This window comes from Maribacter spongiae (genome assembly GCF_047345125.1).
Taxonomy (GTDB): domain Bacteria; phylum Bacteroidota; class Bacteroidia; order Flavobacteriales; family Flavobacteriaceae; genus Maribacter.
The window spans coordinates 231,739-257,397 of sequence record NZ_JBLFEQ010000003.1 but is presented as its reverse complement, the minus strand read 5'-3'; the positions used below and the strand labels follow the sequence as shown (position 1 = coordinate 257,397).

Annotated in this window: 25 protein-coding genes; 14 read left to right on the top strand and 11 right to left on the bottom strand. The window is 39.8% G+C overall.

What is annotated here, in order from left to right; genetic code table 11:
- Positions 1-6 precede the first annotated feature (6 nt).
- The 3 genes from ACKWB9_RS05960 to ACKWB9_RS05950 all read right to left on the bottom strand — a co-directional run bounded on the left by ACKWB9_RS05960 (position 7) and on the right by ACKWB9_RS05950 (position 3,584).
- On the bottom strand, positions 7-651 hold the full coding sequence (locus tag ACKWB9_RS05960; protein WP_414002086.1) for a peroxiredoxin: 645 nt from the start codon (positions 649-651) through the stop codon (positions 7-9).
- Between the two features lie 150 nt (positions 652-801).
- On the bottom strand, positions 802-2,289 hold the full coding sequence (nhaC, locus tag ACKWB9_RS05955; protein WP_414002085.1) for a Na+/H+ antiporter NhaC: 1,488 nt from the start codon (positions 2,287-2,289) through the stop codon (positions 802-804).
- A 74-nt stretch (positions 2,290-2,363) separates the two neighbouring features.
- A complete protein-coding gene (locus ACKWB9_RS05950; RefSeq protein WP_414002084.1) occupies positions 2,364-3,584 on the bottom strand; it encodes an aminotransferase class I/II-fold pyridoxal phosphate-dependent enzyme in 1,221 nt (406 codons plus the stop codon).
- 152 nt (positions 3,585-3,736) lie between these two features.
- Between ACKWB9_RS05950 and ACKWB9_RS05945 the strand changes: the two genes are divergently transcribed.
- From ACKWB9_RS05945 to ACKWB9_RS05930, 4 genes are all read left to right on the top strand, one after another.
- The gene (locus ACKWB9_RS05945) at positions 3,737-4,198 is read left to right on the top strand and encodes an Lrp/AsnC family transcriptional regulator (protein ID WP_414002083.1); all 462 of its coding nucleotides are present in this window, start codon (positions 3,737-3,739) and stop codon (positions 4,196-4,198) included.
- A 97-nt stretch (positions 4,199-4,295) separates the two neighbouring features.
- Positions 4,296-5,702, top strand: a complete 1,407-nt coding sequence (gene lpdA, locus ACKWB9_RS05940; RefSeq protein ID WP_414002082.1) for a dihydrolipoyl dehydrogenase — start codon at positions 4,296-4,298, stop codon at positions 5,700-5,702.
- Between the two features lie 289 nt (positions 5,703-5,991).
- Positions 5,992-6,552, top strand: coding sequence for a helix-turn-helix domain-containing protein (locus ACKWB9_RS05935; RefSeq protein WP_414002081.1), 561 nt, complete (start codon positions 5,992-5,994; stop codon positions 6,550-6,552).
- Positions 6,553-6,601: 49 nt separating this feature from the next.
- Positions 6,602-7,438, top strand: coding sequence for a carboxypeptidase-like regulatory domain-containing protein (locus ACKWB9_RS05930; RefSeq protein ID WP_414002080.1), 837 nt, complete (start codon positions 6,602-6,604; stop codon positions 7,436-7,438).
- Between the two features lie 122 nt (positions 7,439-7,560).
- Here ACKWB9_RS05930 and ACKWB9_RS05925 read toward each other — a convergent pair whose 3' ends face one another.
- The 3 genes from ACKWB9_RS05925 to ACKWB9_RS05915 all read right to left on the bottom strand — a co-directional run bounded on the left by ACKWB9_RS05925 (position 7,561) and on the right by ACKWB9_RS05915 (position 10,545).
- The gene (locus ACKWB9_RS05925) at positions 7,561-8,973 is read right to left on the bottom strand and encodes a DUF3179 domain-containing protein (protein WP_414002079.1); all 1,413 of its coding nucleotides are present in this window, start codon (positions 8,971-8,973) and stop codon (positions 7,561-7,563) included.
- 101 nt (positions 8,974-9,074) lie between these two features.
- Positions 9,075-9,305 (bottom strand): CDGSH iron-sulfur domain-containing protein, encoded by a 231-nt coding sequence (locus ACKWB9_RS05920; protein WP_414002078.1) that lies wholly within the window; start codon positions 9,303-9,305, stop codon positions 9,075-9,077.
- Positions 9,306-9,360: 55 nt separating this feature from the next.
- Positions 9,361-10,545 (bottom strand): heparan-alpha-glucosaminide N-acetyltransferase domain-containing protein, encoded by a 1,185-nt coding sequence (locus ACKWB9_RS05915; protein WP_414002077.1) that lies wholly within the window; start codon positions 10,543-10,545, stop codon positions 9,361-9,363.
- A 127-nt stretch (positions 10,546-10,672) separates the two neighbouring features.
- Between ACKWB9_RS05915 and ACKWB9_RS05910 the strand changes: the two genes are divergently transcribed.
- From ACKWB9_RS05910 to ACKWB9_RS05885, 6 genes are all read left to right on the top strand, one after another.
- Complete coding sequence (locus ACKWB9_RS05910) at positions 10,673-11,212, top strand: NADPH-dependent FMN reductase (protein WP_414002076.1); 540 nt, start codon at positions 10,673-10,675, stop codon at positions 11,210-11,212.
- Positions 11,213-12,508: an anthranilate synthase component I family protein gene (locus ACKWB9_RS05905; protein WP_414002075.1), complete on the top strand. Its 1,296-nt coding sequence runs from the start codon at positions 11,213-11,215 to the stop codon at positions 12,506-12,508.
- 67 nt (positions 12,509-12,575) lie between these two features.
- Positions 12,576-13,889 carry a tRNA lysidine(34) synthetase TilS gene (tilS, locus tag ACKWB9_RS05900; protein ID WP_414002074.1) on the top strand — a complete coding sequence of 438 codons (1,314 nt, stop codon included), beginning with the start codon at positions 12,576-12,578 and terminating at the stop codon, positions 13,887-13,889.
- Entirely contained in the window at positions 13,886-14,344 is a 459-nt protein-coding gene (locus tag ACKWB9_RS05895) for a protein-disulfide reductase DsbD domain-containing protein (protein WP_414002073.1), read from the top strand. Before tilS ends, ACKWB9_RS05895 begins: the two co-directional genes overlap by 4 nt.
- Positions 14,345-14,473: 129 nt before the next feature.
- Complete coding sequence (locus ACKWB9_RS05890) at positions 14,474-16,924, top strand: penicillin acylase family protein (protein WP_414002072.1); 2,451 nt, start codon at positions 14,474-14,476, stop codon at positions 16,922-16,924.
- On the top strand, positions 16,925-18,460 hold the full coding sequence (locus ACKWB9_RS05885) for a YifB family Mg chelatase-like AAA ATPase (protein WP_414002071.1): 1,536 nt from the start codon (positions 16,925-16,927) through the stop codon (positions 18,458-18,460). It abuts the gene before it with no gap.
- Between the two features lie 35 nt (positions 18,461-18,495).
- Here ACKWB9_RS05885 and ACKWB9_RS05880 read toward each other — a convergent pair whose 3' ends face one another.
- The gene (locus tag ACKWB9_RS05880) at positions 18,496-19,053 is read right to left on the bottom strand and encodes a hypothetical protein (protein WP_414002070.1); all 558 of its coding nucleotides are present in this window, start codon (positions 19,051-19,053) and stop codon (positions 18,496-18,498) included.
- A 22-nt stretch (positions 19,054-19,075) separates the two neighbouring features.
- Complete coding sequence (locus tag ACKWB9_RS05875; protein WP_414002069.1) at positions 19,076-19,519, bottom strand: hypothetical protein; 444 nt, start codon at positions 19,517-19,519, stop codon at positions 19,076-19,078.
- Between the two features lie 218 nt (positions 19,520-19,737).
- Here ACKWB9_RS05875 and ACKWB9_RS05870 point away from each other — a divergent pair, with 218 nt between their 5' ends.
- From ACKWB9_RS05870 to ACKWB9_RS05855, 4 genes are read left to right on the top strand one after another with little or no spacing between them, the layout of a single operon-like run.
- Positions 19,738-20,931, top strand: a complete 1,194-nt coding sequence (locus tag ACKWB9_RS05870) for an Nramp family divalent metal transporter (protein WP_414002068.1) — start codon at positions 19,738-19,740, stop codon at positions 20,929-20,931.
- 1 nt (position 20,932) lies between these two features.
- Complete coding sequence (gene pxpA, locus ACKWB9_RS05865) at positions 20,933-21,676, top strand: 5-oxoprolinase subunit PxpA (RefSeq protein WP_414002067.1); 744 nt, start codon at positions 20,933-20,935, stop codon at positions 21,674-21,676.
- On the top strand, positions 21,673-22,416 hold the full coding sequence (gene pxpB, locus ACKWB9_RS05860; RefSeq protein ID WP_414002066.1) for a 5-oxoprolinase subunit PxpB: 744 nt from the start codon (positions 21,673-21,675) through the stop codon (positions 22,414-22,416). Before pxpA ends, pxpB begins: the two co-directional genes overlap by 4 nt.
- Positions 22,409-23,248, top strand: coding sequence for a 5-oxoprolinase subunit C family protein (locus tag ACKWB9_RS05855; protein WP_414002065.1), 840 nt, complete (start codon positions 22,409-22,411; stop codon positions 23,246-23,248). The genes pxpB and ACKWB9_RS05855 overlap by 8 nt, the downstream gene beginning before the upstream one ends.
- Before the next feature lie 37 nt (positions 23,249-23,285).
- On the opposite strand, the gene ACKWB9_RS05850 is transcribed toward ACKWB9_RS05855, so the two are convergent.
- The 3 genes from ACKWB9_RS05850 to ACKWB9_RS05840 all read right to left on the bottom strand — a co-directional run bounded on the left by ACKWB9_RS05850 (position 23,286) and on the right by ACKWB9_RS05840 (position 25,636).
- A complete protein-coding gene (locus tag ACKWB9_RS05850; protein WP_414002064.1) occupies positions 23,286-23,744 on the bottom strand; it encodes an Mpo1 family 2-hydroxy fatty acid dioxygenase in 459 nt (152 codons plus the stop codon).
- A 36-nt stretch (positions 23,745-23,780) separates the two neighbouring features.
- Entirely contained in the window at positions 23,781-25,151 is a 1,371-nt protein-coding gene (locus tag ACKWB9_RS05845; RefSeq protein ID WP_414002063.1) for an aldehyde dehydrogenase, read from the bottom strand.
- Positions 25,152-25,234: 83 nt separating this feature from the next.
- A complete protein-coding gene (locus ACKWB9_RS05840; protein WP_414002062.1) occupies positions 25,235-25,636 on the bottom strand; it encodes a hypothetical protein in 402 nt (133 codons plus the stop codon).
- Positions 25,637-25,659: the final 23 nt, after the last annotated feature.

The window sequence follows — 25,659 nt, the reverse complement described above, 5'->3', positions numbered from 1 at the left end:
GTTTAATTAGTTAGAATGCGCCGCCAGATATTCCGCAACTCCTTTTCTATCCGCGGTCATGGCTTCCTTACCTTCTTCCCAGTTGGCAGGGCATACTTCGCCTTTTTCCTGTACATGGGTATAGGCGTCTATTAAGCGTAGGTATTCATTCACGTTTCTTCCCAAGGGCATGTGGTTTATACCTTCATGAAAAATGGTGCCTTCCTCATCTATTAAATAGGTTGCACGGTATGTAACATTGTCTCCTTCTACGGTAACAACGCCCGTTTCTTCATCATATGTTTCATTTGTGATGTCCAGGATTCCAAGAATAGAAGCCAGGTTTCTGTTGCTATCCGCCAAAAGTGGATAGGTAACGCCCTCTATACCCCCATTGTCTTTTTCCGTATTCAACCAGGCAAAATGTACTTCGGCAGTATCGCAAGAAGCACCGATAACCAGGGTGTTTCTTTTTTCAAATTCCGGTAGGGCGGCCTGAAAGGCACGTAATTCCGTTGGACAGACAAAAGTGAAATCTTTTGGGTACCAGAACAGTACTATTTTTTTATTGTTCTTCTGGGCTTCTTCTAAAATGTTGATTTTAAAAGTGTCACCTAGGTCATTCATTGCATTTACGGAAAGGTTTGGAAATTTTTTGCCTACAAAAGCCATTTGATTTGTGTTTTTATAATTTTTATGCCGGCAAAATTAGTATAGATTTAGAGCTTTTGAAAGTCTATTGATTAGAAAAATCGATTGAGTTATAATGAATTTAAATATCAGTAGGAATATCAGTGCATTGACAAAAAAACCGAAAGTAATTTAGCTGGAAACCCTTTTGGACAATTGCTTTATTTTGATGCCCAGGCCAGCAAAGATCAAAGTCATGATAGGGCTTAGCCAATTGAAGATGGCATATACAAAATACTCGCCCACGCCCACGCCCAAAACACCACTGTGATAAGCTCCACAGGTGTTCCATGGCACTAAGACAGATGTAACCGTACCCGAATCCTCCAATGTGCGGCTTAAATTTTCTGGGGCCAAACCTTTGTCCTCATAGGCTTTGCTGAACATTTTTCCCGGTACCACAATCGCCAGATACTGATCCGAAGCCGTAACGTTAAGTGCCAAGCAACTGCCCACTGTACTCGCAAATAGACTAAAGGTAGATTTGGCCATGGTCAACAGGGATTTGGTGATTCGGGCCAGAGCCCCTATACCGTCCATGATACCGCCAAATACCATGGCACACAAGATTAACCAGATGGTACCTAACATTCCTGCCATTCCCTTTGCGGAAAACAGATCATTCAATACCGCATTATCCGTTGGTATTGCGGTATTGACCGTAATTGCCTTTAAAATACCTTTATAACCGGATTCAAAACTCAATTCTTTAGCGTTGGTAATGCCTGCCACTACTTCCGGTTGAAAGATCAAGGCAAAAAGCCCTCCCAATAACGTACCGATCAACAGGGCCGCCAATGGTGGTGTCTTTTTTACGATCAATACGACCACGACGATAGGGACTATGAACAACCAACCATTAATATGGAAAGCGGCATCAATGGAATTCAAAATACTATCAACATCGGCTTCCCCGTTCGTTTCTATATTCAACCCGATGATAATAAAGACCAAAAGCGTTACCGAAATAGTGGGTACGGTAGTCCAAAGCATGTATTTGATATGGCTAAAAAGTTCTCCTCCGGCCATAGCAGGGGCCAAATTGGTGGTATCGCTCAAAGGGGAGAGCTTATCCCCGAAATAGGCACCGGAAAGAACCGCTCCGGCGGTCATCCCCAATGATATGCCCAAAGCATCCCCAATTCCTATCAGTGCAATACCTACCGTTGCTGCAGTAGTCCAACTACTTCCCGTGGCAATGGAGATTATGGCGCAGATAATAACACAGGCCGCTAAAAATATGGTCGGGTTCAAAATTTGAAGCCCATAATAGATCATGGCGGGAATGACACCGCTTATGAGCCAGGTGCCCGCCAGAGCCCCGACCATTAATAAGATCAATAAAGCTCCGGTGGTGGATTTAACGTTTTCCGCCACTTCGGCGATCATCTGTTTGTACGACACTTTATTTAAAAAACCCACAATGGCGGCAACGGCACCCCCCAATAATAAAACGAACTGATTTGAACCGCTCAACGCATCATCACCAAAAACATATACGTTGTAGGCAAGCATACCTACCAGGGCAATGATCGGAATCAATGCTTCCCATATACTCAGTTCCCTGTTTTCAACAATGTTTTCATCCTGTCTGTGCTTGTTCGAATTTTGCTCGCCCATTACATCTCTATTTGGTTATCCGGTAATATTACAATTTATGCAATGGATGTGCAAACACCTAGGAACGTATATGATCAGATCGCTGCTTTTTGGGGATTGAGGATATGGAGGTCCGTCATACATTTTTTAATGGATCTATATGTTCTTTCAATATCTTCGTCCAAGCCTATGGAAAAACGGATGAGTCCTTCTCCCAATCCCATTTGCAGTTGTTCATCCAATGGGATTTCGGAAGATGTGGAAGTACCCGGTGCACTAAAGAGGGTTTTGTAAAAACCAAGACTTACGGCCAAATACCCCAGTTTCCGATCTTGCATGAGTTCCATTAAGGCATTCGCATTTTCAAGAGATCCCACATCCATCGTTAATAACCCGCCATAACCATATTCTGGATTCATTTGCCCCTTCATGATCAAATGTCCGGAATGGGAGGAAAGGCCCGGATATACTGTACGTAGACCGTCTTTTTCAAAGCTACGGGCCAGGAACATGGCATTTTCACTATGTTTTTTCATGCGGATATGCAACGTGCGCATATTTTTTAAGATAGAAGCGGCACGCATACTGTCCAGTGTACTGCCTAATAGCATTCCCGCTCCATGGTTCACGTCTTTAAGGCTTAGGCAAAAATCGGTCGTACCGCATATGGCCCCCGCCACACAATCGCTCGTACCATTAATGAATTTGGTCAAACTATGAATGATTACATCCGCTCCCAATTTTGCCGGAGAAATGGATAAAGGCGAAAAGGTATTGTCTACTACCAATGGAATATTATTTTCTTTGGCAATTTTGGACAAAGCGGCAATATCTGCCACTTCCAATAACGGATTGCTCATACTTTCACAATAGATCATTTTGGTTTTGGGTGTAATGGCCTTGGCCACTACATCAATGTCCGTGATGTTTAAGAAAGAAGCTGTAATATGAAATTTTTTCAAAAAGTTCTTTATGAATGCATAGGTACCCCCATAGATGGTGCGGCTACTGATGATGTGGTCGTTTGCATCACATAACTGCATGATGACCGCGGTTATGGCACCCATACCGCTTGCGGTAACATTGGCCGTTTCCGTCCCCTCCAGTGCGGCCAATGCTTCTCCTAAGTAGAGATTGGACGGTGAGGAGTGCCGGCTGTACAGATAACACCCTTCTGTGTTGCCCTCAAAAGTATCGAACATCGTTTTTGCGGATAAAAAGGTATAGGTAGAAGAATCGGATATCGAAGGGTTTACCCCACCGTATTCCCCAAAGTATTGTAAATCCTGTAAATCGTTCGCAGCTTTCCCAGACATGTCTAATTGTTTTATCGATAAAATTAAATTTTATATGTTTTTTTATCAACATATAATGACAATTATGGAATATTATTCTAATAATAATATATTTATAGATATTTTATCTAAAATATAAATATTTCAACCGTTTTCAACGAAAAAACATCATTATGAAATTAGATACCCTGGATATTCGACTTTTGAACCTATTACAGACAGACTGTAAGAAAACCACCAAGGCGTATGCCAATTCATTGGGTCTTTCCAATACTGCGGTTTATGAACGGATCAAGCGTTTGGAGCGGTCGGGAATAATTAAAAATTATGTGGCTTTGGTAGCTAAACACGAGGTCAATAAAAACTTTACCGTTTTCTGCCATATTAAATTGATACAGCATACCAAGGAAAACATTCGACAATTTGAAAGGGAGGTACTAAAGTTGGAAGAAGTTGTGGAGTGTTATCATTTGAGTGGGGATTATGATTATTTGCTCAAGATCCATGTAAGTGATATGGAAGCGTACAGAAATTTTATGGTAACCAAATTAACAGCCTTACAACATATTGGCAACACGCAGAGTTCGTTCACGATAAAAGAGGTAAAGCACACCACGGCAATACCTTTGATTTAGTTGTTAAATGGATTGATAAAGCCTATTTTCTATATGGTTATCCCTTAAAACATTCGTATTTTTGTATGATGAATTTTAATATAGATAATCCATTTTTATGAATCAATATGATGTGGCCGTTATTGGCTCGGGACCCGGAGGATATGTAGCGGCAATACGCTGCGCACAGTTGGGAATGAAAACAGCGATAATTGAAAAATATGCCACTTTGGGCGGAACATGCTTAAATGTGGGTTGTATCCCTTCAAAAGCGTTATTGGACTCCTCACATCACTATGAAGATGCGATCAAACATTTTGAAGCACATGGCATTGAAATTCCGGGGGGCATAAAATTGAATTTGGATAAAATGATCACCCGCAAACAGGGTGTGGTGGACCAGACCACAAAGGGCATTCAGTTTTTAATGGATAAAAATAAAATCGATGTCTACGAGGGTCTGGGAAGTTTTAAGGATGCCACGCATATCGACATCAAAAAAAATGACGGTAAGGCCGAAACCATTGAGGCAAAAAATACGATAATCGCTACCGGTTCCAAACCGGCTACCTTACCTTTTATCAAAATTGACAAAGAACGGATCATTACCTCTACGGAGGCCCTAAAATTGAAGGAAGTTCCCAAACATATGATCGTTATCGGCGGTGGGGTGATCGGACTGGAACTGGGACAGGTATATAAAAGGTTGGGTGCGGAAGTTACGGTAGTGGAATATATGGATCGCATTATCCCGGGTATGGATGGCGGCCTTTCCAAGGAGTTAACGAAGGTACTTAAAAAGCAAAAAGTAAAGTTTGCACTTTCCCATAAGGTGAAATCCGTGGAACGTAACGGGAATGTTGTTACCGTAAAGGCAGATGACAAAAAAGGGAAAGAGGTTGTTTTTGAAGGTGATTATTGTTTGGTGTCCGTGGGTAGGAGACCCTATACGGATGGCCTTAACTTGGAGGCTGCCGGGGTAGAATTGGATGATCGCGGTAGGGTGGCGGTGGATGCCCGTTTAAAAACGAACGTTGATAACATCTATGCTATCGGAGATGTGATCAAAGGGGCTATGTTGGCTCACAAAGCCGAGGAAGAAGGTACCTTGGTCGCCGAACAGTTGGCTGGTCAAAAACCACATATAGATTATAATTTGATTCCCGGGGTGGTATATACCTGGCCCGAGGTTGCTGCCGTCGGCAAGACGGAAGAAGAACTCAAGGAAGCCGGAATAGCCTATAAATCCGGACAGTTTCCAATGCGAGCCTTAGGACGTTCCAGAGCCAGTATGGACATCGATGGTTTTGTAAAGATTTTGGCAGATCAGGAAACGGACGAAGTATTAGGGGTGCATATGATCGGGGCACGTTGTGCCGATTTGATTACCGAAGCGGTCACTGCAATGGAATTCCGTGCTTCTGCAGAAGATATTTCACGTATGAGCCATGCACATCCTACCTATGCTGAAGCGGTAAAGGAAGCGGCCTTAGCCGCAACGGATAATAGGGCATTGCATATCTGAGTTTTAGAATTTAGATTCTCTCTCGAACAGTATTATGAAATTTACTTCTAGTGACAATTCTAACAACTGCCTAATTTTTAGATGTTGTAGAAATCTTACTCAGAGGAAATATATAAAAATTCGTGTGTGCTTACTTTGATATTATATTAGTGCAATTTCAAATGAGTTTATGACGGGATGCATTTATGACATTCCTTGACTTTTCATTTGTCGTAAAAATGTCAGGGAATAACCATTGCTAAATAATTGTTACTATATATTTTTAAAGTGAATTTAAAAGTATGGATAAATGGATTTGGTGGGAAAAAGAATAAGTGAATCAAGAAAGGCGAAAGGTCTTACCCAAGAAGAACTAGCTGAATTGTCCCAGGTGAATTTAAGAACGATACAGCGCTTGGAAAATAACGAAAATAAGGCGAGAGGGAAAACATTGGATTTAATTTGTAAGGCACTTCAAATAAATACCGAAGAATTATTAAATATTAATAGTGATGAGGCAAAAACTACCATAGGAACCGTAGTGGTTAACGGAATGTTCCTTATTATTCTAAATTTGATATTGATAACAATAATTGGCTATCTAACGGTTGCGGCGGGTACAAATTTTAACAGCAGGTTCGGTGCGTTTCTTTTGAGCTTTTTTATTCCCATATTCATGGTGAACAGAACCCCTCATATGAGCGGCATTGAAAGGATGCTAAAATTTGGAACAGGCTTTATGACCTATCTTATAATGATTTTGGCTTTAGATGTAATTAGGGGACTTGAAACCTGTATCATTCCTTGTCTTGTATTATCATTAGCGATTTTGTTTTTCGGAAAAAGATTATTTGGAAATGGAGTTTTATAGCAATATGGGACATCAGTTACCGATCCGGATAAAAAATACTATGGTGTTCTTGATAATTTTTGGATTTAAATGGTCTTTTGCTCAAATGTGGGGGACAATTATAGATGAAGAAAACGGAAAATCAATTCCGTATGTAAACGTTTGGGTGAAAAATACTATGGTGGGAGCAACAACTGGAGAAAACGGAAAGTTCTTTATTGAAAAAGTGAAAATTGGAGATACGATACGCATTTCCAGCCTGGGATATTTGACAATAGAATTCTTAGCTCAAAAAAAGGAAAATATGATAACATTGAAACCTAAAATCAATGAGCTTGACGAGGTAATCATAATCCCCAAGAAGAATTCATTCAAATTTACCATAGAGTCATATAATAAAATCAAAAAAAATAGGCCTTGGTATAATAATGGCCATTATTCGCTTGCAAGATATTATGAATTTAAACCGGAATATGAGAAAACACCTTTTATAGATAAGGTCAGTTTAATTGCGAACAACGCAAAAAAAGAAAATGTGATTTTTAGAATTCGTTTGGTTGAAGCAAATACTAATCGAGAACCTTCGGAAAAAGGTTTGTTCGATAATATTGTGTTGGAGTGTAAAAATGGAGTCAAAGAAATATTCCTTGACTTAAATAAGGAAAAAATAGTTTTTCCTGAAAGTGGTTTTTTTGTCGTTATAGATAGATTGGATTTAAAAGAAAATGAAAGCTTTAATAAGGTTGCAAAAATGAATATTTTACAACCTGCTATTGGAATGGAAAGAATAGATCAAGAAAAAAACACTTGGTTGGGGTTCGGTGGAAAATGGCTTCCTCCGTCAGAAATGAAACAAATTCTTGGAACCAATCGAAATATTGCGGTGAATATTGACCTAACTAATTAAATACACGAATTTCTTTAATTTTTGCGTATTAAAATTACAGATTTAATTGTTAAGATTTCTTGAAAACAATCGCAACTTATACAGTCACTAAACTTTTATACTTCGACAATATTTTCTGTAGGCTATTTTATCAATTGGGTATCGGGAAATGCTGCTTTATAGCCGAACCAAAAAGCATTATGGGTAGGAAATCGTTTTAATGTTTCCCCTTTCGTATTGGTCATTCCCTCCTCTGCTATCGTCCATTTCCCACCTTGATTATCATAGGTCGTTACGGACCTATCATAGCTATCGAACTTTATTCCCTTGGAAAAATAGACCCTATGGGCACCACTCTTATCGGTAAACACAACAAAATGCACATTTCCTATTGTAGCACTGTAAATAGGGTTTTTTCTTAAAAATTTACTGGATATTGCTAAATTTTCGGCCGTTGTGCCAGGTAGGCGAACGGATAATATTTCATCTTTATTCTTTAAGGAACGGTCTATTTTGGGAACGGTAAACATTAAATCGTCCGTAGCAAAATAAGCATTATAGGCTACCCCTTCTCCATAATTCCTCCGATGCCCCGTATGTAATGATAGAACGGTGGTCTTTGGATGTAATTTTTTCCATTCGCCCCATGTAGTGGTAACTACGCTCAGATAATCCAATCGGATGCCCTTATCGGCCAAAGGCCCTATGACCGGTTCACCTTCCAGCGTACTCCAAAGGGACTGTGTAGTCCTATCATACATTAGTTTATTGGACCGGTAGAGAAACCCACTTGTACCCATTTGGTGTTCAACACCGTTATGTATGGTCTTGTAAAGAATGACCGTACCACATAAAGTACAATAAACGCCCGCCACGGGAATGGTACCAACCGTATCTACGAACATTTCATGCCAGGCCAAAATACGTTTTGGATAGGCCCGGGCATCGCCATTGATTTCAATTCCAAAAACAATATTGTCATCAGCCAGATAATCTGCATTTTCCGAGGCGACCATTCGTGGATTGCGCAAGGGAGGTATGCCATCTTGTAAAACCCCGCCCCAACGTACTTCGTCCAATCGAATTAAACTTTGCTTTTCCCTTCCGGAAAAATAACGATAGAATTTAGGGTCTATCGTTTCATGGATTTTTGCCTTAAATTCAAAATAATCCGGGGGATAATTCGCTTTTTTATTCCATACGTATTGAAACCATGCATCATAACTTGGATCGTATTTTTGTCCGGTCTTTTTTTTGAACAAGGAGATAAGCTTTGATCGGAGCTTATTGTTGGAAAAGTAGATAGATTCCAAGAGCAAAATTTCAAGGCTTTCTTCCCAATTTTTATCTATTTTATGGATAAGGTGGTCAAGAACTTCTTTATCCGTGGTACTCAGTAGCTTTAAAAAATCGGTCGCGACAACCTTTTCCTTTATTTTTGAGTGATCGTCTGTTTTATGATCGGATACTCCTTTTAACGATTTAACAGAAACAAAACCGGTTATTAAGTGAATACCAAGACAAATGATAAGGGACCATCGCAATGTTGAGCGCATAATCGAACTTTTTAACTATGTCGTTCAAAAACGCTCTCAATTGTAATTTAACGTTACTTTAACTCGTGCCAGAGGCGTAAATCAAACATTTCCCAGTGGGATTAATTTTTATGGGAACCATCGCAATAAGGCGGATTATTGGTTCTTTTACAAGTGCATAAATAAGCTGTTTTGTCTTGATCGACACTAAAGCCCAAAGAAGGTGGTTTGTTATGGGCCCTATGCGCTCCATCGCAAAAAGGTTGATTTTCGCTATGGCTACAAGTACACCAGGCGTACCGTTTGTCCTTTTCCAATTCACACGCAATCGGGGAATATTTTTTCTCGCTCATAATTCAATTTTAATCGAATTTAAGCTAAAAGAAAAGAAGTGGCGAAAAAGGAGAATTAATTTTTAGCCATTCCAAATAAGCGAAGTACCCTAATGCCCAGTGCTCTTAATATACTCACTGAAAAGAGCAATGTCTGGTGAGTCTGTAGTTTAATGCTCCCGACCGGTATATTTAATTTATCCTTCAGGAACGTTTTATTATCCTCATACTTCAATGCAAAGTAAGAGCAGACTGCCATAAAGACAATTGCGCCCATAATAATGGGCCATGGGCCTAAGGAATGATGAAAGTAGCGATATAGACCCAATCCCGTAAAACTACCATAAAGAATGATAAAATGAACTACATAGATGGATAAGGTGCTCTGTCCTATTCTTAATCCTGTTTTGTGGATTATAAATCGCCGGAACAACATAAAGATGGAAAATACGACCAACACATCCCCCAAACGGATAAAGAGGTAGTTATTGAAGAAAATATCCGCAAACAATTGGACACCTGTATACTTTGAAAGCGACAGAAAGAAATCCGATGAATAAAAAATTAAAATAGCCCCTGTGAACAGTCCCAGGCCAATTGCATAATGATATAGTAATTTACTGTTTTTATATCGGGTAAACAATACCGATACAAAACTTCCAAAAGTGGCGTACCCGAACCAAGGTAAAATAGTAAAGACAGAACCATTGGCTTTGGTAAAATAATTGGCTATTAACTGTGGTAGTAAATGAAAATTGGCCGTTTTATACCAGGGCTCAAAAACAAACAGCACCAGGGTTATGGACAATAAAAACATTGGAAAACCCCATTTCCTGTAATTGGCCGTTAATACATAAACACCAATAATGCCTAAAATGGAAAGCCCAATACAATGTAGTACATCTACAAGATAAAAGGAGGAGTAGATTTCCCCTTTAAAGAGTCCCAATAGATTTAACCGGAGCAAATAACCTATAGCGAGTAATTCTAGACCTCTTTTGATTCCCTTTTTTACCCTGGGATTATCCCAGCCCGTTTGTGGTATCCTGATCAGTAAATATGTAAAAATAAATCCCGATACGGTAAAGAAAACAGGAGCGGTAATCCCCCTAAAATATTTCCATGTCATGTAGAGAATATTAGAGTCATCCCTATATGTATGATCCAACAAACCGTCTATAAAGTGCCCCTGGAGCATCATTAAAATAGCCCAGGCCCGTATGGCATCTATAAAATACAATCGTGTTTTGTTGATACTCATGGCTTTTCTTTCCTTATATACTTAAATAACAGTATGTTTGGATGTACCGGACTGCAAAATTAGACAAAATACTGGCAACCGAATGGGATTTGAATTATTTTAGCAATTCAATCTTCAAATAACCTTTATGTCTTTTGTACTTGGTTTTGCCGGTAGTAATTCTTCCACATCCATTAATTACCAGCTCACTCGTTATACCATTTCATTGGTCCGATCGTCAGAAACACGATTATTGGATATGGCCGATCATAGTTTTCCCATGTATAGTCAGGATTATGAGAAGGAATACGGATTTTCGGATACCCTGATCGGATTTAATAAGGATATACAAAACGCAAAGGGAATCATACTTTCCGTAAATGAACACAATAGCAATCCGTCCGCCTATTTTAAAAATGTAATCGATTGGCTCTCCCGCATGGAACGAAAATTTATAGAGGGCAAGAAAGTACTTTTAATGTCCACTTCCCCAGGTAAACGTGGGGGGAAAAGTGCATTGGAGATAACGGAAAAAATGCTTTCTCGTTTTGGGGCGACTATTACCGGTACTTTTTCTTTATCTGCCTTCTATGACAATTTTGATGTAAATAAAGGAATACTGGACCCGGACCTTGCCAAGGAACATGCCCGGGTATTGAACAATTTCTTGGATACAATTCATGACTAATTGAGAAAAAAAAGTGTCTATACCATAGACGATCCCCTAGGCTTTAAGGAGTCCCTATTATCATGGGGACAAGAACATGATGAGGTCGTTTGGCTGGATAGCAATGAACACAGGGATACCTATGGTTCTTTTGATGCCCTATTGGCATTGGACGGGTTAACGGCCTTGATTACCGATAGCAAAAACGCTTTTTCCGATCTAAAGGAATACCAATCCGAAACAAAGGATTGGATATTCGGGTATTTGTCCTATGATCTGAAAAATGATACGGAAAATCTGGTTTCTTATAATGATGATGGTCTTGAGTTTCCGGACCTGTATTTTTTTCAGCCCAAAAAAATAATCAGGATAATTGGAAACCGGGTGGAGTTCCTGTATTTGAATATGGTCGCCAATGAAATAATGGAAGACTTCGATACCTTGAATAGAAGCAGGGTTTTAAATCCAGGTTTTATCGCAGACAAGGGCGTTTCCATAAAAATGAGAATTTTTAAGGATGAGTATTTTAAGAATGTTGACCGGATACTTTCCCATATTCACAAAGGGGATATTTATGAAGCTAATTTTTGTCAGGAGTTCTATGCCGAGAACGTATCCTTAAATCCACTGCATAGTTACAAAGCATTAAATGCCATTTCTAAAGCACCCTTTTCAACTTATATAAAACTATTTGATAAGTATATTTTAAGTGCAAGCCCGGAACGGTATTTAAAAAAAATAGGGAATAAGATCATTTCCCAACCCATTAAAGGAACCGCGCCCCGTTCTGCCAATAGGACTAAGGACGAAGAACTAAGAATTAATTTAAAAAATGATGAAAAGGAAAGGTCGGAGAATATCATGATCGTAGATCTGGTTCGGAACGACCTCTCAAAAAATGCGGAAAAGGGTAGTGTAACCGTTGAAGAATTGTGCGAAGTGTATTCATTTGAACAAGTGCATCAGATGATTTCTACAATATCCGCTAAAATAGAAGATGATGTACACGCTGTAGATCTTATAAAAGATACATTCCCTATGGGGAGCATGACAGGGGCTCCAAAAATATCGGCAATGAAGATTATTGAGAAGCTGGAAACTTTTAAAAGGGGTGTCTATAGCGGTGCCGTGGGTTATTTTACCTCGGAATCCGATTTTGACTTTAACGTGGTTATTAGGAGTATCCTTTATAACGAGACCAAACAATACCTTTCCTATTCCGTTGGTAGTGCCATTACGGCAAAATCCATTCCCGAAAAAGAGTATGAGGAGTGTTTGGTAAAGGCCAAGGCCATGCGAAAGGTCTTGGAAGGGTAGATTTTAATCCAAAAATTTCGTTTAACCCGTTGGTAGGCACTGCCTAAATGTTAATTATATTTGTTGGGTGCTAAAAGAATTCCTAGATCATATTACATCTGATTTTCCAGAACTAAAACAGTCTAAATTTTTGTTGGCCTGCAGTGGGGGAGTGGACAGTATGGTTTTGACCCATTTATGCTACAACGGTAAAATGGACTTTGCCCTTGCCCATTGTAATTTTAACCTAAGGGGGGCAGAAAGCGATAATGATGCCCTTTTTGTACAAAACCTTGCACGACAATATGGTCTGGAGTGCTTTACTGCCGAATTTGATACTTTGGATTATGTAAACCAAAATAAGGTTTCCGTACAGATGGCCGCCCGTACACTGAGATACGATTGGTTTGACCATCTAATGACAAAAAAAAAAATAAATACCCTGGTTACGGCCCATCATGCGGATGATGATTTGGAAACATTTCTTATTAATCTATCCAGAGGTACCGGAATTGAAGGGTTGACCGGTATTCCGGATAAAACGGAACGCATAGCCCGACCGCTTTTGCAGTTTTCCAGAATCCAAATTATCACATATGCCAGGGAGAACGGCTTACAATGGAGAGAGGACCAAAGTAATGCGGATACAAAATACCTACGGAATAAAATTAGATCGGAAATCGTACCACTTCTAAAGGAATTGCATCCTACTTTCCTTAAAAATTTTAAAAAGACACAATCCCATCTCCAACAGACGAGCACTATTTCCGAAGAATACTTCCAAACCTTAAAAAAGCCGTTGTTTTTTAAGGAAAACGAGGTGATTAAGATAGCCGTAGAGGAATTAAAGTCGTTGGTCCCGCTTGAGGCCCATTTATACGGACTTTTTCACACCTACGGATTTGTTGAACCGAACGATCTTAAGCACTTGTTGAACGCTGTGAGCGGTAAAATATTGGTGTCCAAGACCCATAAACTGCTTAAGGACAGGGGTTTTTTATTGCTATCCCAATCATTTCAAAATGATGGTTTTTTAAAGACTTTCTTAATTCATGAAGATGAAAAAATAGTGGGAACTCCCATTAAGTTCCGGTTGAACAACGTAGCCGTTCTGGGGGAAAAATCCAATACGGTAATCTATATAGATAAAAATACGTTAAACTATCCGTTAAAGATAAGGAAATGGAAAAAGGGCGACTATTTCTATCCGTTTGGTATGAAAGGAAAAAAGAAGCTTTCAAAATTTTTCAAAGATGAAAAAGTAGATGTTTTTTCCAAGGAAAAGCAATGGTTATTGTGCTCCAACGAGGATATTGTTTGGGTCATAGGCAGACGGTTGGACAATAGGTTTAAGGTTACGCAACATACGAAAGAAATTTTGAGAATAGAGTATATCCCATGAAATACATAATAGCGACCATAATATTTTTATGGACATCGGTGTATGTTTTTTCGCAGACCGATGATGATCCTGTATTCTGGGAACAAGAGCTGAACCAGCTTTCGGATACGGAATATGAGCTTATCTTAAAAGGTAGTATCTATAAAGGCTGGCATATGTATTCCCAATATACTGCGGAAGGAGGTTCCTTGCCAAGTAAGTTTACCTTTAAAAGGGTAGGTGCGGATTATGAACTGGTGGGAAGAAATCAGGAAAGTAAGACCATAAAAGAATACAACGATATTTTTAAATTAGAGGAGACTTTTTTTAAGGAACGGGCCATTTTTAAACAACGAATCAAACTGTTGGATCCAAATGTGGAACAGATTACCGTAAACCTCTTTTATCAAGTCTGTAAAGAGATCTGTATTCCTGCGGATATCAATTTCGTTTTCATTTTAAATACGCTTCCATAAGCTGTAAACTTTTAAGGAATCGATTATAGAGCGCAATAGTTCTGTTTGAAACTATAGTAAAAACGGGTATGGCTACATTTAATATTGAAAATAAGCCTTACCTTAGGAAGAAAATCCCCTTGTAATTTTATGAAGATTTTGAAGAAAATCGGCATCTGGTCGCTAGCTATTATTACGGTGCTGGTAATTACTATAGGATCGTTTATATATTCTTTAAGACCGGAATATAACGGTGAAAAAGAATTATTGTATTTAAATGCCCAAGTCAAGGTCTATTATGATGATTACGGCGTACCCCATATTTATGGAGATAATGAACGAGACGCTTTTCGTGCTTTGGGATATGTACATGCCCAGGATCGATTATGGCAGATGGAATTGCTACGCCGTATTGCCGCCGGAGAGTTATCTGAAGTTTTCGGAAAGGACTTGATAGGAACGGACAAATTCTTTCTATCCATTGGTATTGATGACGCTTCCGCACAGACGGTAGCCCAAATAGATCAGAATAGTGAAGCTGTACAGTTGGCCGGAGCCTATCTGGATGGTATCAATCAATTTATTGCGGAAGGGCCTACCCCTATAGAATTTTACCTCACGGGAATTGAAAAAAAGGATTTTACCCTAAAAGATATCTATAATACCATGGGTTATATGGCCTTCAGTTTTGCTATGGCCCATAAAACAGATCCGTTGCTGACCAATATTAAAGATAAGCTTGGTCCCGAATATTTAAAAGACCTTGCCGTATTTTCGGATGCGGAAACGGAAAAAATCAAAAACTATACTCCAATTCCCACGGACACATTGGGGAATTCAATTCCCACGGACACATTGGGGAATTCAATTCCCACGGACACATTGGGGAATTCAATTACGGCGGTGGTTGCCGATGCTTTAAGGAAATTGGACCTTCCTTTGTTCCAGGGAAGCAACAGTTGGGTACTGGCACCCGAAAAGACAAAGAACGGAAAGGTCATCTTTGCCAATGATCCGCATATAGGGTTTTCGCAACCTTCGGTTTGGTACGAGGCCCATTTGGAAACACCTGCCTATTCTAAATATGGTTATCATATTGCTGGAATCCCATTTCCAATTTTAGGACACAATAGAAAACTGGCCTATGGTATGACCATGTTCGAGAATGACGATGTTGATTTTTATTACGAAGAAACAAATCCCAAGAATGAAAATCAATATAAAACAGATCAAGGTTGGAAATCGTACGAAACCGTAACAAAGAAAATTAAGGTAAAGGATTCCGATACAGTTTCGTTTTCCTTTAAGAAAACCCTCCGTGGCCCTGTTTTAAACGGCATTGCAAATCAGATAACGGGAGAAAGACCAGTGGCCATGACCTGGGTCTATACCCAAATGGAGAATAAGGTAATAGATGCCTTATTTGAAATGGCCCATGCCGAAAATTTAACCGAGTTTAAAATGGCATTACCAAAAGTACATGCCCCTGGATTGAATATCATGTACGGTGATGCAAGAGGTAACATCGCCTGGTTTGCTACGGCACAGCTCTATGAAATTCCCGATAGCGTAAGCACAAAATTAATTTTTGACCGTGGAGAAGATTTTCCGATAGCACGCAAACTTCTTGATTTTTCAGAGAACCCCCAAGCTATAAACCCACCCTGGCGGTATGTGTATTCCGCGAACAATCAGCCGGATTCTATTGCAGGAATGTTATACCCGGGATACTACTTGCCCGAAAATAGGGCAAAACGTATTGTTGCTTTATTGGAACCAAAAGATGATTGGGGCATTTTGGATGTTCAGGAGATGATGACCGATGTTACTTCTACCGTAAACCGGGATGTTGTTGCCGATTTGTCTAAACTTTTAGAGGTTTCCAAATTGAACGATAAGGAATTAAAAACCTTGGATGCCCTTGCCAGTTGGAAGGGAGATTACCCTTTGGATAGTTGTGAAGCTGTTATTTTCTCCAGATGGATGTATTATTTTCTTGAACATACGTTTAAGGACGAGTTGGGCGGGGAGCAGTTTGAACAATTCCTGGAAACACATTTTCATAAGCGACTGATCGCTCCGTTAGTACAAAGACCCAATTCTGTTTGGTGGGATAATGTTACGACACCGGGTACGGTCGAGACACGGACACAAATTGTAAGTGAGGCATTTTCAAGAACGATGAAATCATTAGAGGAAGATTTTGGTGCCGATACCGATCAATGGACATGGGACAAGGTACATACGCTGGAACATCCGCACCCCATAGGACAGGTAGCGACCTTAAGGTCGTTTTTTAATGTAGGTCCTTTTCCCGTACATGGAACAAGGGAAGTCATAAACAATATGTATTTTGATTATAATGCAAAGGGGTTTTATGAAACCGTTACTGGCCCATCCACAAGAAGGGTGGTCGATTTTTCGGATGTTGAAAACAGTATGAGTATCCTTCCTACGGGGCAATCCGGAAATCCGTTGAGCAAGTATTATAAAGATCAGGCGGAACTCTATGTTCAGGGAAAATTCAGAAAGATGATGATGAATAGGGAAGAAATTCAAAAATCTAAGGAAATCCTTATTTTTAGCCCCAAAAGTAAATAAATGCTTACAAAAGTCTATGGGAGTGCCGTATTTGGGGTGGAAGCTACCACAATAATTGTTGAAGTCAATATCGATAAGGGAATAGGATATCACCTAGTGGGCCTTCCGGACAATGCTATAAAGGAAAGTAATTATAGGATCGCTGCCGCATTACAGAATAATGGATATAAAATCCCCGGTAAAAAAATCACCATTAATATGGCTCCGGCAGACCTTAGAAAAGAAGGCTCTGCTTACGACCTTACTTTGGCATTGGGAATTTTAGCGGCTTCCGATCAAATACGATCCGAGGAAATTGAAAAATATATCATCATGGGAGAATTGTCCCTGGATGGTAGCCTGCAACCTATTAAAGGAGCCTTGCCCATTGCCATAAAGGCCCGGGAAGAAGGGTTTAAAGGATTTATATTGCCCAGTGAAAATGCCAAGGAAGCGGCCATAGTGGACAATTTAAAAGTATATGGTGTAGATACGATCAAACAGGTCATTGAATTTTTTGATCAGGGAACGCCTCTGGAACAGACCTTTATAGATACGAGAGCCGAATTCTATAAAGACCTTGATTTTCCCGAATTCGACTTTGCCGATGTTAAGGGGCAGGAGAGTATAAAACGTTGTATGGAAATCGCTGCGGCCGGGGGACACAATATTATTTTAATCGGCCCTCCAGGAGCCGGAAAAACGATGTTGGCCAAGCGGTTACCTTCAATATTGCCGCCTATGACATTGCATGAAGCATTGGAGACCACGAAAATACACAGCGTAGTGGGTAAAATAAAAAATATGGGATTAATGGGGCAACGACCTTTCCGTTCACCACATCATACCATTAGCAGTGCCGCTTTGGTCGGTGGGGGAAGTTATCCACAGCCCGGGGAAATCTCGTTATCGCACAATGGTGTGTTGTTTTTGGATGAACTACCGGAATTTGAACGTCGTGTTTTAGAAGTGATGCGCCAACCTATGGAAGATCGGGAGGTGACGATTGCCAGAGCAAGGTTTGCGGTTACCTATCCCAGCAGCTTTATGCTGGTAGCGAGTATGAACCCTAGTCCCGGAGGGTATTTTAATGATCCGGACGCCCCTGTAACCTCTTCCCCTGCTGAAATGCAACGCTATTTAAGTAAGATTTCAGGACCTTTATTGGATCGTATAGACATCCATATAGAAGTTACCCCGGTTCCGTTCGAGAAACTTTCCGAAGATAGAAAAGGGGAAAGCAGTGTAGATATCCGCAAACGGGTAACGGCTGCCAGGGAAATTCAGACAAAACGCTTTGAGGCACTGGAGAATGTACATTATAATGCCCAAATGAATACTAAGCAGATTCGGGAATACTGTATATTGGACGATAAGTCCAAAACCCTGTTAAAAACCGCTATGGAACGGTTAAACCTTTCTGCCCGTGCCTATGACCGTATTTTAAAAGTGGCTAGAACGATCAGTGACTTGGATGGTTGCGAACAACTAAATGGCAACCACATCTCTGAAGCTATTCAATACAGGAGTTTGGATCGAGAAGGCTGGTTGGGATAGGGATGTTTTCTAATGGATAATTTAAAGAGATTATATTACAATAACAGTTCCTCGTTATTTTGATCCTTTTTCTTATCCTTTGTTGGACTAAAGATGTCTTTTAAAATATAAGTGGTAACAATGGTAAGCCCAATGGTTAAAGTTGATGTGGCATATTCCCAGTCGACCAAATGCATTAACCCACCGCTTATAATCGTAAGGACGCCTATAACCATTACAAAATTCCAAAAAACCTCTATAAAGCTATTTTTGGCCCTTCGTTCTTCATCCATAAAATAAGCCGTTCCTTCCATAGCAAACCACATGATAAAGGTAATGGCCGTGCCAATTTGAAAAAATAAGGTATAAGGAAAATCCAGTATACGCAAAAGTCCGTTTGTTGTCCAGAATAGTACAAGCACCATTTTTATATAGGCCACGGGCCTTTTGTCTTCTTTTTTGGCAAAGCGGATACCGTAAAGAATTCCGATCGTCAAAAAAGCGGTAAATATAATGCCTGCTGTATAAGGCAAATTGAGTGTACGCATAATCATACCGCATAACAGTACGATCAAGGCGATCCGTATGGGAGTCTTCAATACTTTTTTTGACATTGACATAAGCTTATATTTTAAATCAAATGACTTTGATATTGGCTTTGAGCCCCTCCATGATGCCCATAATGTTCTTTACCGTTTCGTTGAGGTAATATCGTACTACAATATGTGGTATACGAATGGTGGTAAAACCACTTTTAAAGGAATGCATAGTTTCCTCTAAGTTGTTTATGGCCTGTTTTTCGGTCAGTTTTTCATATTCCGAGTCTATTTCGATATTGAGTTTCACACGGGAAATAGCGATATCAATGGATTTTTTACCATCCCACCATTCCAACATGGCCTGTACACCGGCCTCTTTAAGACCATAATACAATTGTATGGCTTCCAGGGGGGTATCGTATTTTTTGATCAATCCCTGCATTCGCTCATGATGTTGTTCACAGAGCTCTACACCAAGACTGTCCATCGCATTTTTATGGTCCAGATAGCCAAGTTCTTTTTTACATTCTAAACACGTCATTCAATAAGTAGGTTAAATTTGATTTGGGGTTATGATAACATTATTTTTTTTTGATTAGTATGAACCATCGGTGTATGACATCCTAATTTTAGATGAACTGCAATTTTTTAGATAAACTGCAATTAAAAATGTTAAAACTGTGGTGAAAATACATGTAAGCGAAGGGTGAAAATATGTTTTTTGAAGTTATATTTACCAGAACCTATACCATTTACATAATGTTCAGGAAAATTGGCCCGGGAGCTTTGATCGCGGCGGCTTTTATAGGGCCGGGAACGGTCACGGCCTGTACGTTAGCGGGAGTGGGGTTTGGTTATACGCTATTATGGACCATGCTCTTATCTATAATAGCTACTATGGTGCTTCAGGAAATGTCCGTTCGTTTGGGCATTATCACCCAAAAAGGACTTGCGGAAGTCATAAAGCAAGAACTATCATCTTCTTGGATCAGGTATATGGTCATAGGAATTATTTTGTCCGCCATAGTTATAGGAAATGCGGCCTACGAAGCTGGAAACATTGGAGGGGCCGTTCTTGGAATGGAAGCTATTTTTGGGCCTGGTTTTTCATCGTACTATCCTTTTATTATCGGTGGACTGGCTTTTGTGTTGTTGTTTTTAGGAAATTATAAGACCTTGGAAAAGGTATTCGTGTTGCTTGTGGCACTTATGAGTTTATCCTTTGTGGTAACCGCAATACTTACAAAACCAGATATGCCTGAAATTTTAAAGGGCCTTTTTGTTCCGGGTATACCCCATGAAAGTATTTTGACCGTAATTGCATTGGTAGGCACGACCATAGTACCGTACAATCTTTTTTTACATGCCTCTTTGGTCAATGAAAAATGGAAAAGTAAAAACGATTTAGGAACTGCCAAGAAAGACACGTTTATATCCATTGCTTTGGGAGGTACGGTTTCTATTTGTATTGTCATCGCCGCTGCTGCCTTTAGCAATGAAAATGTACAGTCGGTAATGGATCTGGCCCGGGGGTTGGAACCTTTGTACGGAAAAAGTGCCCGGTATTTTATGGGTATCGGTCTTTTTGCGGCGGGGATTACGTCCGCAATTACGGCACCTTTGGCGGCGGCCTATGTGGCCAATAGTTGTTTTGGGTGGAAAGCCAATTTTAAGGATTATAGATTTAGGGCCGTATGGATGATTATTATGGCATTGGCCGTATTTTCCCTTTCTTTTGATATAAATCCCATAGAGATCATAAGGTTTGCCCAGATTGCCAATGGCGTACTCTTACCATTGGTAGCTATCTTTTTGGTTTGGGTCGTGAACAGGACTACGGTAATGGGAAAATATAAAAATAACATGTTCCAAAACGGAATGGGCATCATTATTATATTATTGACGTTACTATTGGGAATAAAGAGCATAGCTAAGGTTTTCGGCCTTTTTTAAGATGGAAAAGAGATATGTGGATATCAATTGCGATGTGGGCGAAGGAATAGGGAACGAACCCCAACTGTTTCCTTTGATTTCTTCCTGTAATATTGCCTGTGGAGGACATGCAGGAGATATGCGGTCTATGAAACAGATGCTGGCTTTGACCAAAGAATATAAAGTTAAGGTGGGTGCGCACCCTTCGTATCCGGATATGGAAAATTTCGGGAGAATTTCCATGCAAATACCTAAAAATCAGCTTATAATAAATATTAGAACACAAATTGAAAGTCTATTGGATTTGTGTAAAAAAGAAGAGATCGGACTACATCATATCAAGCCTCACGGTGCTTTATATAATGATATCGCTAAAGATGAAAAGCTGGCGGACGTATTTTTGGAAGCGATCGAATCGTATCGGTCGGACGTATTTCTCTACGTTCCTTTTGCATCGGTAATCGCACAATTGGCCATGGATAATGGATTTAAAATAAAATGGGAAGCTTTTGGAGATAGAAACTATACGAGGGATTTAAAATTAGTCCCAAGAAAGGAACATAATGCATTGATTACGCATCCTGATAAGGTATTAAAACACCTGCTCTCCATGCTAAGGGATTCCCAATTAATTACGGTAGATGGGGAGCTCTTTCAGATTAAGGCGGATACCTATTGTATCCACGGGGATACCCCCTCGGCAGTGGAAATATTGACGTATCTTACAGAGGAATTGCCCAAATATAATTATTATCCAAACCCATGAGTTTCCTGCCTATTCACATAAAACCCTTTGGTAATTATGCCCTGCTCATAGAATGGCTCGATGAAGTAAGTGAAAATACGCTTAACACCATTCTTCAATTTGAGTTCCATCTAAAATCCAACTACCTTAAAGAGAAAGAATGGGAAACTGTACCTGCTTATAATTCCCTAATGATCATCAATAGAAATTTGGAAATCGATGCATCGGAATGGAACACTAAATTGATAGACTGGTATGCCGAGTTGCAGAAAATGAAAGTGAAAGTATTCAAAAAGCATTTATGGAAATTACCGGTCTGTTATGACGCTGCATTGGGTATGGATATGCCCTATATTACGGAAACACTTGGGCTGTCAAAGGAAGAAATTGTTGAGCTCCACACGACGGCTACATATACCGTTTACGGAATAGGGTTTTTACCCGGTTTTATGTATTTGGGGGGATTGCCCAAAGCCCTGGAGATTCCCAGGCGAACATCCCCAAGGCTTAAGGTTCCACAAGGTGCCGTAGGTATTGCGGGAAAACAAACGGGAATCTATCCTCAGGAATCCCCAGGAGGATGGCATATAATCGGTCAATGTTTTGTTCCTATGTTCAATAGGGATAAAGAGTGCCCCTGTTTTGTTTCCGTTGGGGATAAGATCCGGTTTTACCCCATTTCTAGGGCAGAATATGAGTTGCATAAGATTGAGACCGAAGTGGGAATATACCAATTGGAAAAAACAATGTTGAATGCTTAAGGTTATAAAATCGGGTTTCTATCTTACGGTACAGGACTTGGGCAGGTTTTATTCCCGCAATAAAGGCGTTCCCGTATCCGGTGCTATGGATACATTATCCCTTCTTAGGGCCAATGCACTTTTGGAAAACCAAGATACGGATGCCGTTTTGGAAATTGCCATGATGGGGCCTACCCTTCTTTTTAAGGAAAGTACCTATATTTCTTTGGCCGGAGCGGAAATGACCGTTACCCTGAATGATAAAGGCATCCAAAATAATACGGCGTATAAAATAAATGCCGGTGATATCGTTTCCTATGGCCGATTGGAAAAAGGGTTTAGGGGTTATTTGGCCATAAAAGGAGGTTTCCAGACCAAATCCGTACTGGACAGCAAATCGTTTTATACACCGATTACGGATGAAAACCGTTTAAAAAATGGTGATTTGGTTCCCTATAACCGTACTACCGTTTTTATGCCCAAAATTTCCGAAATCAAAACCGGTTCCTTGCTCGAAGAATCTATATTGACCGTCTATAGAGCACCCGAATACGGACATTTAACGGATAAACAGTTGGAATCCATTTTTGCAAAAGAATTTACCATCGCCAAGGAAAACGACCGGATGGCCTATCAATTAAAAGAGACTATTCAGGGGCATGACATTAGTATGTTGACTTCGGCCACCTTGCCCGGGACCGTACAATTGACCCCGTCCGGTAAATTGATAATGCTAATGAAAGATGGGCAGACTACCGGAGGGTATCCAAGAATACTCCAACTGACCAATGAGGCTATTTGTATATTGGCACAAAAGAAGTCGGGCGATATCGTTTCATTTAAATTAATGTGATCTTGCTTTCAGTTTAAGTATGGATAGCCAAAGGTGGTTACCCAAACATTTTTTTGACGACCCATGCCGGACCGATTAACAAAAATTGCAAATCCTTAAAGAAAGAAGGTTTCTTGCCTTCTACTTTATGACCATAAAATTGCCCGATCCAAGCGATAACAAAAAATGCAATGGAAACATATAAAAGGGGCAGATATTGCCCTAAGTAATAATTGCCGACAAGACATAGTATCGAGAACAATAGCATTTTTAGGAACATAGAGAGTGATAGTCGCAAATAAAAGAGTAGAAATAGCAATAATATAACCACTGCCCAATTTCCCAAGAGTGCATTTTCAATACCTATTTGATTGCGTAAAAACTGAGAAGGAATGGTCATTAACATACCTACAATACTAAAAAATATAGCCGGGACACAAACAAAATGAATTAAGATATTCGTTTCATTTTTATGGCTTACAGCGTATTCTTCAAACCATTGGTCCATTGTTTTCATATAGGTAACGTTTATTTATTGGAATCTTCTTTGCGTTTAGAAAAGGTACTTTATTTTTTTTATAAACCAAAATGGTAAATTATAAGGAGGATATCGCAGTGGGGCATCCAGCCAATTCGCCTTTTTGATAATCGCTTTTTGATGTGAGAACAAATCAAACGATGCTTTACCGTGATATGCGCCTAAACCACTTTGACCAACCCCACCAAAAGGTAATTTTTTATTGGCGATTTGTATTACGGTATCATTAATGGCTCCTCCGCCAAAACTGTATTTTTTCACCATTTTACGTTGAAAGGACTTTGTATTGGAGAATACGTAAGTTGCCAATGGTTTTCCATAATGCATGAGGTACCTATCCAGTTCCTCTTCGGTTTCATAACTGATAATAGGGAGTATTGGCCCAAAAATTTCACCTTCCATCAACTTACTGTCCATTTTGGGTTGATCGATCAGTGTTGGTGAAATATAGTTGTCCCTATCATTGCTCTGTCCACCAAAAAGGATTTTTTCTCCTTCCAGCATGGATTTTAGCCTTTGGTAATGATGCGGACCCACCATTCGCGCAAAATCCGGGGATTTTTCTATGGATTCACCATAAGACAGGATAATATACTTCTTAAGCATCGCTACCAATTTATCTTTGATTTTTTTGTGGACTAAAACATAATCCGGAGCAAGGCAGGTTTGTCCCGCATTTAAAAATTTACCCCAAACAATTCGCTTTGCGGTTAATTTGACCGTTGCAGATGCATCTACGATACAAGGGTTTTTTCCACCCAGTTCAAGGGTCACGGGCGTTAGATATTTAGCGGCACTTTCATAAACGATTTGTCCTACCTTTGCACTCCCCGTAAAGAAAATATAATCCCATTGTTGTAAAAGAAGTTGTCGGGAAATTTCCACACCGCCCTCAACAACCGTTACATGCCCGGGATAAAAGACAGTTTTTATAATCCCTGAAACGATTTTTGATGTGTTCACCGTCAATTCCGAAGGCTTTATAACGGCCGTATTTCCACTGGCAATAGCACCCACCAAAGGGGCAATGGCCAATTGAAATGGATAGTTCCACGGGGCAATGATCAATACAGTGCCATAGGGTTCCTTATAAATATAGTCGGAAGAAGGCCAATTGGATAGGGTACCCGTTACTTTTTGAGGTCGCGACCATAGATCTATATGTTTTAATGCCTGTTTAATCTCGGCAAGTACCAACTGGGTTTCAGTTGCCATGGTCTCGAACCGTGGTTTTTTAAAATCAGCGTAAAGGGCATCGCATATGGCATCTTCTTGAGCAATGATTTCTTTTTGTAATCGTTTTAAAGCTTTTTTTCTAAAAGAAATATCCTTCGATCGTTGCGTTAGAAAGAAATCACGTTGTTTTTGTATCGTTTCTGAAATCATATGCCTAAGATTTAATTTTAAATGGATTCTAATGTTAAATGAAACAATAAGATCGGGAAATTTAGGGCCTCCCGTAGCGTGTTTTATATTAGGTTCCCGCTATCTTTAAACTCTATATATTCATCCAAGATCAACTGTGTTTTTCCAGTAAAATCAATCAGAACCATCCCTGTAGATGTAAGTGAATTTACCGTAAGATCATCTTCACTTATTTGCCCGGTAGTATCTCTTTTTGGTGTATGAACCACATTGGCCAAGGGAATGTTTGCGGGATTAGAAGATAGTGGTTGAGAAACCGAATGCCCGAGCGATTCTTTATCACGCTCTATGTTCAATGCCGTAACAACAACTTCATCTAGAGTCTCACCGTCGATTTCGAGCGTCCCATCTATTGTCGTCTGATCGGCAACTACAATTTCTATGGTTTTTTGTGCCGAGATGGCAATCGGAAAGCTGACCATTATCAGAAATAGGAGTTTTCTCATGTAGTTAATAATTTAGTTATTTT